We start from the raw sequence: 9,862 nt of genomic DNA, 5'->3' as shown, positions 1-9,862 counted from the left end.
TCCGTTACATCCGTTACAAAATCCGTTGCCGAACTTCCTTCTTCCTGACATCCGTTACATCCGTTACATCCGTTACAAAATCCGTTGCCGAACTTCCTTCTTCTCAACTTTCATCAAGCTTTTTAAGATCCATTTCGAGCTGGGCACTCAACAATCGTGCTTCTTTTTTACCACCGCCACCATTAGCATAATCCGCCACGGAAATCGGAGCACCGATCGCAATTTTTACATGACAACCCCATTGAGGAATACGCGGGCGATAGCGGATACTCATCGGTACAATTTTCACCCCCAAACCCGGTTTGCTCAACTCTGCTTGCATTGCCAAACGCGCCAATCCCGGCTTAATCGGATGAACCTCGCCATCCTGGAAAATGCCACCTTCGGGAAAAATCACCAACATTTCTTTGTCGAGGAGAAGTTCCACCCCATAACGGAGACTGCCAATTGCTGGATGCTTGAGATCCACAGCAAACCCTCCCAAATGTCGGATGAACCAACCTTGCAATCCTTTCACTTCATCAGCAGTTACCATAAACCGCAAATCGCGTCCCGTCACCTTCTGTCCCGTTGAATAGGGCATCATCAGGGCATCCCACCGGGAGCGGTGCGTAGGGGCTAAGATGACAGGCCCGTCTTTCGGCAAGTGCTCCTGTCCGGTTATCTCAATCTTGCCAAAATGAAACGGTAGGACAACATAGTGACCTAGCGGATAGAGCAAGGAGGTTAACCAAGGAGAAACGCGAGAGGTATTAGATGCTACCTTGGCAGGCATTGGCTTCACTAGAGATGATTTACTGGACTCAACGGCGATCGTGGCGGTGTGGGGCATAGCAATTAAGCTGCTTTCTCGAGATCTAAAGTCTAAAGTAAGTTGTTGGACAAATCTTTAGTTTTTGGATCGGGACACTTTTGCTATTGGCCTTGTACCGATCGAGCGATCGCGCCCGCAAGAGATAATCTCTAACAGGTAAAACCTCAACCAACCGGACAGCACTAATGCAGAGCAGTCGGCAGCCTCGAAAGCTTGAGCAGGCAAGTACGGATCTATTATTTCAGTTAAAGGGTCAATCGATTTTAGATTTTAGATTTTAGATTTTAGATTAAAGAATAGAAGCATTGACCCCACGGATAAATACGTTCGGCAAGTTTCATCGGATACAGGTTTTTTATTTCTGGACGGATAAATTCGGGGGCTTGTATCCTGGATGCTTTCCGTCAATTTCGATTAAACCTCGCTCCGAAGAAAGTAAAAAATTTTACCTGTTAATTTTTTCGGCGCGCTTCAAACCAAGAAAGCAACTGATCGCGACAAACAGACTCCATAATACCGCCGAGCACCTCTAAGCGGTGACACGAATGGGCGCTATCGGGAATATTAGCGGCAGTCCGAATCGTGCCAGTTTTCGGATCATCTGCTCCGTATACCAGCAAACCAATCCGAGCTTGGACGATCGCACCCGCGCACATCGGGCAAGGTTCCAGCGTTACGTAGAGCGTACATTGGTTAAGATGCCAGTCTTGCAAAACTTTGCCGGCCGCCCGCAAAGCCAAGATTTCAGCGTGAGCAGTCGGATCGCAGTCTCGCTCTCGCCGATTTTGCGCTTCGGCAATCAATTTGCCAGTACCGTCAACAATTGCAGCACCCACGGGTACTTCACCGGCATCACCGGCTGCTTGCGCCAATTCCACAGCCCTAGTCATCCAGCGTTTGTGAATAAAATAAGTAGTCTCACTAATAGACAACGGCTCAGCTTTATAATTCACGTCATACCTAAGTTACAGAAAAACTTAAGATCGATATAGAAAGTTACATTACAGCTTAATCGAGAGTCTTTAATTATGGACACCACTACGATTACCACTGAAATTGTTGAGCTGTTGTGCCGCATTAGTCGGCAAAAGCTGCGCGAACAAGATATCACTCCTTTGGTAGTGTTTCTGACGGCTCTAATTTCCATCCTGCGCGGAGTGATGATTATTGACAGGACGATCGCAGTTGAAGAAGAAGAACGGCTGCAAAAGACTCTCAAAGCCTTTGCCAGCGGCGACCGCGATCGGGTAGAACTAATTCAGCGCCTTGTCAAAGGAGTATCGAAACAGCAGGTTTACTTCAACCCCACGGAATTGCTAACCCTGACAGCTTTGTTCTCAGAATCAGAAAAACTGTTGCTTATCGGTTCTGGCTACGAAATGTCAGCGGCCGACGGACACATCGACCTGCGGGAGCAAATGTACCTACAGTCGATCGCAAATCGGCTCGGCCTCGACTCCAGACACATTGCAGTCATAGACACTTTATTTACTAAAGAAGGAACCCTCGACTCAGAAGCTTTTGCCGAAGTTAAAGCTTTACTCGATCCCAGCGAATTCGAGTCCCGCGATCCGGTATTTGGCAAAGCGGCAAAGCACTTGCTGAGTATTTTACTCCGCCAATAATTTTTTGGGCAGTAAAAGTAGTGAGAGAGAAGTTTGAGGATTTGACGCTTTTTCCAATTGAGACGGGACTTGTGCGCTCTTACCCTCAAAAACCGGGTTGGTTAACCCCTGCCAAGAGCGCTGCACGGCGTATGTCGATCGAAAACCTGGTTTCTGCCTAAGTCCCGCTTTATTTTTTTGGCAAGAGTCGATCGACCCTTCTATCCCATTGAACCGAATGCCTCTAAAATCTAAAAGCGACTTGTCGCTGCCTTGATTGACTCAGCTCAATCTCAAATCTCAAATTGATTGATTATGCAAATTGAATGGCAAACCGCCAAAACCTACGAAGACATTCTCTATCACAAAAGTGGTGGCACCGCCAAAATTACCATCAATCGACCTCACAAACGGAACGCTTTCCGTCCCAAAACCGTGCTGGAACTGTGCGATGCCTTTACTGATGCCCGCGAAGACACAAAAATCGGCGTTGTCCTTTTCACCGGTGCGGGGCCTCATACAGACGGCAAATACGCCTTTTGCGCCGGCGGCGACCAAAGCGTGCGGGGTTCGGCGGGATATGTAGACGAAGGTGGCATACCCCGGTTGAACGTGCTCGACTTGCAGAAGTTGATTCGATCTATGCCCAAAGTTGTAATTGCTTTAGTTGCAGGCTACGCAATTGGAGGGGGTCACGTTCTGCACTTAATTTGCGATTTGACGATCGCTGCTGACAATGCTATTTTCGGACAGACCGGCCCCAAAGTCGGCAGTTTCGACGGTGGTTTCGGAGCTAGCTATCTCGCCAGAGTAGTCGGCCAGAAAAAAGCCAGAGAAATTTGGTTTTTGTGTCGCCAGTACAGCGCGCAGCAAGCCCTAGAAATGGGTTTAGTCAACTGCGTCGTGCCCGTCGAACAACTAGAAATAGAAGGGATTCAGTGGGCTGCAGAAATTCTCGAAAAAAGTCCGATCGCGATTCGCTGCTTGAAATCCGCTTTTAATGCCGACTGCGACGGTCAAGCCGGTTTGCAAGAACTGGCGGGAAATGCCACTTTGCTGTACTATATGACGCAGGAAGGCGCCGAAGGCAAACAAGCCTTTTTAGAAAAACGGCAACCTGATTTTAGTCAATATCCTTGGCTGCCATAGCTGGATGGAGAAATCAGTTTTTTTTATGCGCTCATATTAAAGTAGATGCTGCTGATTTTTATGAGTTAGTAAAGCCAAATGCACGCGATCGTCCAAAAGTGTCAGTATTGATGCCAGTTTCCCAAAAGGATGAAACTGCTTTGCCAGATGCAAACCCTGATAGCGATGAGTGATTCCCCAATCGAAAATAGAAAATGGTATGACCTATCCTGCTGCCGACTAACTAAACCGAGACTGCTGCAGATTTTTCGGTTAACGTTGTGGCTGTAAGTTGGCAGGCATGGCGATCGGAAAGAGTGACGGTGGCATCCTGCAGCGTCAGAGTCGATTCTTGCCACATTCCAATTTCTATGTTTTCCCAAGATGACCTAAAAGGCGAAACCGCTAAAGTACAAGCTTTCCACTGACTTTGAACCGGGCCGCCTAGTAAAGCGCAAACACCCCCGCGTCTGCCTTCAGGGGTATAGTGACGGCAGTGACCACAAGCTGAAGTTAAAGGTGAAGTTAAGGAGGTTTGCATAAAAGTTCTTAGGGAAATCATTTTCATCTCTAATTGTCCTTTGTAGAGCTAGCAGGCTTTAGAGCATCCCAACCTTTATGCTGTCTGGGTTCTAGCGATCCCCGGAGCATAAATAAATTTTATAATTTATTTATAATCTCGTTATATATAGAAACAATTGGCTCGGTGTTTGCTCATTGTATAGGTAAAAACACAGGTTAAAAGTTTATAAAGCCGTTAGGGATCAAGAAAAAGTACAAATGCCCAACGAGTATTAGAGGTTACAAATAAGCGGTAGCTCAGGATACAAAAATCTGCTGAGAGTTTCGGTAAGCAGCGTCCGGGAAACAGCAACAATTGACTTTTCCACTGAAAATAAAAAATAGCTGCAGGCGATCGGGCCCCTGTTGCATTGACGCCAAAAGTAGCTAATCATAAAATAGGCAAGTTTTCAACCTTCATGTTTATCTCTACAATCAACATATTAAAATTAATTCAGAGGCGGTAGGAGTTTTGCTAATGAGTAAGCGTTCTTCGGTTGAATCCCCAAATCATCAATCCTCTTCAACCCCAATCAACCCTGCTTTGCAAGCAGTCCTGGGGAGTCTAGATGTAAACCTAGAAGCAGAACTGACAACATACAGAAGGCACAGGAGGCGCGCCGAACAGTGGGTGTCGCCCTCAGTTCGTAGCGGCAAGCAAACAGCCACAACCGAGCAACAGCTAGCCCAAAATTTGGCGCCGGAGACTGCGGAGGAAACCCAGCAGCCGCTATCGCTGCCGCTATCCCTTGCCGGCACTCAGGGCGATGCCCCGCTAGCAACTACCAGGGGCGGCACAAAATTATCTAGCAGTGCCTTTGCACCCAACAAGTATCTCGAATCAAGCGAAAAACTGATCGAAAGTTTGGACGAGTCAAAAGCTGAGCCTACGGTAGAACGCAGTTTAGCCGCCAGTTTGTTAACTCCCTTGGGACTGAGTTCGATGCTGCTGTTTTTGCTGTCATGCACAGCTTTGGGCTACGCAGTCATGTACCCGTCAAATTTAGTTAAGATGGCAGGCCTGAACCGTTTGCTCGATCGCACCTCACCCTCTCCCAGCGACAGTCCCGCCTCTACTGCCATCTCAGATAGCAGCACCAAGGAACTGCCGAAAGCTCCAAATCTGGTATCCAAGGAATTTGTCGAGCTAGATTTGAGCACTCTCAGCAATGTCAAGCCGACAGCCAGCCCGATTCCTTCCCCGTCACCAAAAGCATCAATCCCGCCAACTCCGCCAGCGCCTCCGGGCCCGGGCGCGGCTGTGCCGATTCCGACAGAAGACGGCAACCCGGCCAGAGGCAGGGAACAAGGACTCAACAATCTGAGTAGGGCTTTGCTTCCCACCCCCAGCCCCAGCGCCGCCCAGCCAGTGCCGACACTGCCGACACTGCCTCCAACACCCTCCCCAGCCCAGCCAGCCGCCGCATCCCCAGCCGCCGCATCCCCAGCCGCCGCATCCCCAGCCGCCGCATCCCCAGCCGCCACACCCCCGCTGGGAAGGCCTGCACGGGCCGCCGACGGTTTCTATTACGTTGTCACCGATTACAACGACGAAAAATCGCTGCAGCAAGCCAGAACCGCAGTTCCCGATGCCTACGTGCGGAACTTCTCAAAGGGTGTCAAGATCCAAATGGGGGCTTTGAACGATCCTGCCTCAGCAGAACGTTTGGTGAAAGAACTCCAAGAAAAAGGGGTGAAGCCACAATACTATCAACCCTAAATTAGGCAAAGACAATTAAACTAATGATCGGGGAGTAGGTTGGGCCGAGGCACGAACCCTCGGTTTCGCTTCACCCAACATTTGCTCAGTTTTGATGGGTAATGCTCGCGCCCTACCCATCCTAAAAATAATCATGACGACCTAACTTAGAGGGAATTAAAATTTCACAATTAAAAATTAAAAAGACGATTGATGAGTATTCATTTTTAATTTTTAATGGTGATTTCTCTGTCTTAATTCTAAAGTTTAAAATTGGGAGACTGGCAAAATGGGATTATTCGATCGCCTATGGCGAGTGATTCGAGCCAATATTAATAGTTTGGTCGGGGCAGCAGAAGACCCAGAAAAAATTCTGGAACAGGCTGTAATGGATATGCAGGAAGATTTAGTGCAGCTCAGACAAGCTGTGGCAGGGGCGATTGCAGCTCAAAAACGCACTGAACGCCAGTGTTCCCAAGCTGAGTCTACAGCAGCAGAATGGCATCAGCGGGCGCAGCTAGCTTTGCAAAAAGGCGAGGAAAATTTGGCGCGGGAAGCTCTGACGCGCAAGAAATCTTATCAAGAAACGGCAACGGCGATGAAAGCCAGTCTGGATCAGCAATCGGCTGTTGTGAGTAAACTTAAAGAAAATATGCGGGCGCTCGAAAGTAAAATTTCCGAGGCAAAATCTAAAAAAGATATGTACATTGCCCGAGCTCGATCGGCCGCATCGTCGGAAAGGCTGCAAGAAATGATGGGCAATCTCAGTACCGGCAGCGCTTTGAGCGCGTTTGAACGGATGGAAGAGAAAGTCATGCAGCTAGAAGCTCGCTCCGAAGCAATCGCAGAACTCGGAACTAATGATTTAGAAAAGAAGTTTCTCTCTCTCGAAGGTGCCGACGATGTGGATACCGAGTTGGCGGCGATGAAAGCACAAATGCTTCCGGGCCACAATACACCCAAATTGCCGTCGAGGGAGCCGCCCGCATCTTGAACCCCAGGCAACAGAACAAGAGTCGGGACGAGCAAAAACTTCTCAACAGCCTAGCTAGAGATGGCTCGAAGCCTGTTGGGGAATTCCCGGATCGAAGTTAAACTCAAGAGGTAGGTGCATGAATAAGCTTGCCTGCATCACATTACTCGATCGCTTTAAACTGGATTTATCTGTCTGCAAAAATTGCCAAAAACTAAATCGCACTAAAAATCTGACCAGAGTGAATTTCACAACTGCGGGCTAGGGCTATCAAGCCTTCTTGCCGCCTACTTCGTACACCTCACCCAGGAAAAATAGCATTATGGGATTATTTGACCGCATTAGCCGAGTCGTCAAAGCCAATCTTAACGATCTGGTCAATAAAGCTGAAGACCCGGAAAAGATTTTAGAACAGTCCGTTACGGATATGCAGGAAGACTTGGTGCAGTTGCGTCAGGCCGTTGCCAGCGCGATCGCCACTCAAAAGCGCACCCAGACTCAGTACAATCAAGCTGAATCTCAGTCTAACCAGTGGCAGCAGCGCGCTCAGCTAGCCCTGCAAAAAGGAGACGAGACTTTGGCCAGGGAAGCGCTGGTTCGCAAAAAGTCTCACGCTGAAACGGCGGCTACCCTGAAAGCCAGTCTGGATCAGCAATCGGCTCAGGTGGAAAGTCTCAAGCGCAACTTGATCGGTTTGGAGAGCAAAATTTCCGAAGCTAAGACTAAGAAGGATATGCTCAAAGCGAGGATATCAGCTGCTAAGGCTCAGGAACAGCTCAACAATACCATTGGCACCTTGAATACTGGCAGTTCAATGGCGGCTTTCGATCGCATGGAAGAAAAAGTTTTGCAGATTGAAGCTCGCGCGGGGGCTTCGGCAGAATTGGCCGCCGGCGGCAGCAATTTAGAGGAACAGTTCCGCTTGCTCGAAAGCGGCGGTGATGTTGACGACGAGTTGGCTCAGATGAAAGCTCAACTGACCGGGGGTTCTGTGTCTCAAGGTCAATTGCCAGCAGCTGGTAAAACGGCAGCAGCTAGTAGCTCGGAGTCGAGCCCGGTGATTGACGCTGAGTTGGAAGAATTGCGATCGCAGCTCAATAAAATGTAGTAATCTGTATCAAAATTTACCTATTTCTCAGATCGCAGGTTTGATAAAATTCTCCGCCGACCTACAGGGCTACCTTGGGAGGTCGGAGTTTTTTTTGTCAGTGTTAATCTCACAAAACGTGGTTATTGTCAACTAGCTTTATATTGATTTAAGGAATTAAGTGTTTAAAAAGTGATAGAGTAATTTTATTCCTTGCAAGATGGCTAGCTTGGGAGGTCAATCGATTTTAGATTTTAGATTTTAGATTTTAGATTAAAGAATTGAAGCATTGGCCCCACGGATAAATTCCGGGGGGCAAGTTTCATCGGATACAGGTTTTTTATTTCTGGACGGATGAATCTGGGGGCTTGTATCCTGGATGCTTTCGGTCGGAGTGTTTTTAGTAATTGTTAAGTACACAAACTAGAGTTGCTGTCAACTATCTTTATATTGAGTTAAGGAATTAATTGTTTAAAAAGTGATAGAGTGGTTTTATTCCTTGCAATTGCGTCGGTCTCGCCCGATCGTAAGTGTAAATAACTATCAAATATGGCTAATCTGTCATGCCCGTGCAATCTTCTAGAGGCTTTTGTAAAATCAAGTTTTTCAAGGCATTAGCGCTTGGTTTTTCAATGGCAGCTATTTGCCCTGCACTGCTATCAGCTCTAAGTCTTGGCGAGTCGATGGTTGCTACCGACTCAGGGGTGCAAGCGCCAATTTTGCATGATCATTTACCATCTCAATTCAAACTAGATCAAGAAACAGCAGACGATCGCGATCGGCTTCGTGATTTATACTCGGGTTCAGAATTAGATAGAGGCAGTAAAGAGCAAGAAAATAGCATCCCGGAGTTCGATCAATTGACCCAAAGTGAGACCCCAGAAACTCTCCCTCAATTGCCGAACCGAGGAGAAAACCGACACGAATTGCCGATTCCCAACCCGCGGCGGCAAAATCCGCATCCCCTCCCGTAACCCGCGCCGCCAGCGCCCTTGCTTTCAGGCGAACAGCTTTTGCCGCCTGCTGTTCCCGCGCCGACACAGCCTGCAGAATTGCTAAGATTGCGGGTACGATCAAAGTCGATCGATTTGAAGTAGTTGGCAGTTGACTTACCGCGAGCCGATCGTGCAAAATCCGAGAAGAGAAATCGCGATCGGTATTGGTACCAGCAGGCGAGAAAGCGATACATCTTTGCTTGGAAAGGATTTTCCGTTGTCGCCGGAAGCAGATAATGGGGGCAGAAATCGGGTTGCGGTGCTGAGGCTGTTTCAGGATTTTACTCAGAGGGGAGAGAGATGTCTTGGCGGCGCGATCGCAGTTTTGTCTGGGAGTGGCAGCATTTGGTGCTACGGTGAGCAGCAGCAGCCCTGACAGTCGATTTTTAATTTGGCGGGGTCAATTGCAGTACGTGCGGTTGTTGGCTCCTGAGAGGCTGCTGGTGGTGCGATCGGATGTGAAATTGGCTGGGGCAGAGCTTTTGTCGATCGAACCATTCGGTATAGGGGGCTCAGACACATTGCGGGGCTACCGTCAATCGATTTTAGATTTTAGATTTTAGATTTTAGATTGACTTGCGCGAGATAAATGCGGGGGCTCTTCTGATTTTAGATTTTCGATTTTGGATTGATTCCACGGATAAATCACGTGGCGGGTACCACCTTTGAAATTCCTGGTCAGGAGGCTTTGCTTGCCGATAGCGGGATTTGTGATTCAGCCGAGTTGCGGTATCCGATGCAAGCGCACCCGCGACAAACAGGGAGTTTTGCAGGTGACGACGTTTGTGGATTTTGGCAATGTTTGGAATCCCAGGGAAAGCGCGGTTTTGGAAGCGAATACTTTGCTGTCAGCCCGATTGCGGCTGCGGTGACTGTACGGCGAAAGGTGGAATAATCGCGAAGGCTGGGGAATTCCTGTGATTGATATTAAGGATCGCGAATTAAATAACTTACAATTTTAATTGTTATTGTGGGATGGGCGTCCCGCCCGTCCTTTTTGG

General features: G+C 48.3%; 14 protein-coding genes. 9 read left to right on the top strand and 5 right to left on the bottom strand.

All coding sequences use genetic code 11. The features are described from left to right. Positions 1 to 103: 103 nt before the first annotated feature. Complete coding sequence (locus QUA16_RS31355) at positions 104 to 832, bottom strand: lysophospholipid acyltransferase family protein (RefSeq protein ID WP_333108242.1); 729 nt, start codon at positions 830 to 832, stop codon at positions 104 to 106. 434 nt (positions 833 to 1,266) lie between these two features. Beyond that, positions 1,267 to 1,767: a tRNA adenosine(34) deaminase TadA gene (tadA, locus tag QUA16_RS31350; RefSeq protein WP_333108241.1), complete on the bottom strand. Its 501-nt coding sequence runs from the start codon at positions 1,765 to 1,767 to the stop codon at positions 1,267 to 1,269. A gap of 75 nt (positions 1,768 to 1,842) precedes the next feature. On the opposite strand from tadA, the gene QUA16_RS31345 reads away from it, so the two are divergent. The 3 genes from QUA16_RS31345 to QUA16_RS31335 all read left to right on the top strand — a co-directional run bounded on the left by QUA16_RS31345 (position 1,843) and on the right by QUA16_RS31335 (position 3,740). Continuing rightward, positions 1,843 to 2,439 (top strand): TerB family tellurite resistance protein, encoded by a 597-nt coding sequence (locus QUA16_RS31345; RefSeq protein ID WP_333108240.1) that lies wholly within the window; start codon positions 1,843 to 1,845, stop codon positions 2,437 to 2,439. A 294-nt stretch (positions 2,440 to 2,733) separates the two neighbouring features. Continuing rightward, positions 2,734 to 3,567 carry a 1,4-dihydroxy-2-naphthoyl-CoA synthase gene (gene menB / locus QUA16_RS31340; protein ID WP_015176244.1) on the top strand — a complete coding sequence of 278 codons (834 nt, stop codon included), beginning with the start codon at positions 2,734 to 2,736 and terminating at the stop codon, positions 3,565 to 3,567. Further along, a complete protein-coding gene (locus QUA16_RS31335; protein ID WP_333108239.1) occupies positions 3,555 to 3,740 on the top strand; it encodes a hypothetical protein in 186 nt (61 codons plus the stop codon). Before menB ends, QUA16_RS31335 begins: the two co-directional genes overlap by 13 nt. A 50-nt stretch (positions 3,741 to 3,790) precedes the next feature. On the opposite strand, the gene QUA16_RS31330 is transcribed toward QUA16_RS31335, so the two are convergent. Further along, positions 3,791 to 4,087 (bottom strand): hypothetical protein, encoded by a 297-nt coding sequence (locus tag QUA16_RS31330; protein ID WP_333108237.1) that lies wholly within the window; start codon positions 4,085 to 4,087, stop codon positions 3,791 to 3,793. Between the two features lie 498 nt (positions 4,088 to 4,585). Here QUA16_RS31330 and QUA16_RS31325 point away from each other — a divergent pair, with 498 nt between their 5' ends. Both QUA16_RS31325 and QUA16_RS31320 read left to right on the top strand, forming a co-directional pair. Continuing rightward, entirely contained in the window at positions 4,586 to 5,827 is a 1,242-nt protein-coding gene (locus tag QUA16_RS31325) for an SPOR domain-containing protein (RefSeq protein WP_333108236.1), read from the top strand. Between the two features lie 268 nt (positions 5,828 to 6,095). Continuing rightward, entirely contained in the window at positions 6,096 to 6,800 is a 705-nt protein-coding gene (locus tag QUA16_RS31320; protein ID WP_333108235.1) for a PspA/IM30 family protein, read from the top strand. Between the two features lie 54 nt (positions 6,801 to 6,854). Here the strand turns inward: QUA16_RS31320 and QUA16_RS31315 are convergent, their stop codons facing one another. Then, the gene (locus QUA16_RS31315) at positions 6,855 to 7,031 is read right to left on the bottom strand and encodes a hypothetical protein (protein WP_333057771.1); all 177 of its coding nucleotides are present in this window, start codon (positions 7,029 to 7,031) and stop codon (positions 6,855 to 6,857) included. A 70-nt stretch (positions 7,032 to 7,101) separates the two neighbouring features. Here QUA16_RS31315 and QUA16_RS31310 point away from each other — a divergent pair, with 70 nt between their 5' ends. Then, positions 7,102 to 7,887 carry a PspA/IM30 family protein gene (locus QUA16_RS31310; RefSeq protein ID WP_006635936.1) on the top strand — a complete coding sequence of 262 codons (786 nt, stop codon included), beginning with the start codon at positions 7,102 to 7,104 and terminating at the stop codon, positions 7,885 to 7,887. Between the two features lie 723 nt (positions 7,888 to 8,610). Here QUA16_RS31310 and QUA16_RS31305 read toward each other — a convergent pair. Next, on the bottom strand, positions 8,611 to 8,997 hold the full coding sequence (locus tag QUA16_RS31305; RefSeq protein WP_333181614.1) for a hypothetical protein: 387 nt from the start codon (positions 8,995 to 8,997) through the stop codon (positions 8,611 to 8,613). Here QUA16_RS31305 and QUA16_RS31300 point away from each other — a divergent pair. The 3 genes from QUA16_RS31300 to QUA16_RS31290 all read left to right on the top strand — a co-directional run bounded on the left by QUA16_RS31300 (position 8,992) and on the right by QUA16_RS31290 (position 9,756). Beyond that, positions 8,992 to 9,237 (top strand): hypothetical protein, encoded by a 246-nt coding sequence (locus QUA16_RS31300; RefSeq protein WP_333181612.1) that lies wholly within the window; start codon positions 8,992 to 8,994, stop codon positions 9,235 to 9,237. The two genes, QUA16_RS31305 and QUA16_RS31300, sit on opposite strands and share 6 nt — an antisense overlap. Further along, the gene (locus QUA16_RS31295) at positions 9,197 to 9,424 is read left to right on the top strand and encodes a hypothetical protein (RefSeq protein ID WP_333108232.1); all 228 of its coding nucleotides are present in this window, start codon (positions 9,197 to 9,199) and stop codon (positions 9,422 to 9,424) included. The genes QUA16_RS31300 and QUA16_RS31295 overlap by 41 nt, the downstream gene beginning before the upstream one ends. Positions 9,425 to 9,510: 86 nt before the next feature. Then, a complete protein-coding gene (locus QUA16_RS31290; RefSeq protein ID WP_333108231.1) occupies positions 9,511 to 9,756 on the top strand; it encodes a hypothetical protein in 246 nt (81 codons plus the stop codon). Positions 9,757 to 9,862 lie beyond the last annotated feature (106 nt).

It is taken from the genome of Microcoleus sp. S13_C3, from assembly GCF_036700905.1.
In the GTDB taxonomy this organism is placed as follows: domain Bacteria; phylum Cyanobacteriota; class Cyanobacteriia; order Cyanobacteriales; family Microcoleaceae; genus Microcoleus.
This window is presented reverse-complemented; position numbering and strand designations above follow the sequence as displayed.

Excerpts from the sequence above, each read along its gene's own strand:
- QUA16_RS31355 (WP_333108242.1), bottom strand. The coding sequence starts at position 832 with ATGCCCCACACCGCCACGATCGCCGTTGAGTCCAGTAAATCATCTCTA.
- QUA16_RS31345 (WP_333108240.1), top strand. The coding sequence starts at position 1,843 with ATGGACACCACTACGATTACCACTGAAATTGTTGAGCTGTTGTGCCGC.
- menB (WP_015176244.1), top strand. The coding sequence starts at position 2,734 with ATGCAAATTGAATGGCAAACCGCCAAAACCTACGAAGACATTCTCTAT.
- QUA16_RS31330 (WP_333108237.1), bottom strand. The coding sequence starts at position 4,087 with ATGCAAACCTCCTTAACTTCACCTTTAACTTCAGCTTGTGGTCACTGC.
- QUA16_RS31325 (WP_333108236.1), top strand. The coding sequence starts at position 4,586 with ATGAGTAAGCGTTCTTCGGTTGAATCCCCAAATCATCAATCCTCTTCA.
- QUA16_RS31320 (WP_333108235.1), top strand. The coding sequence starts at position 6,096 with ATGGGATTATTCGATCGCCTATGGCGAGTGATTCGAGCCAATATTAAT.
- QUA16_RS31310 (WP_006635936.1), top strand. The coding sequence starts at position 7,102 with ATGGGATTATTTGACCGCATTAGCCGAGTCGTCAAAGCCAATCTTAAC.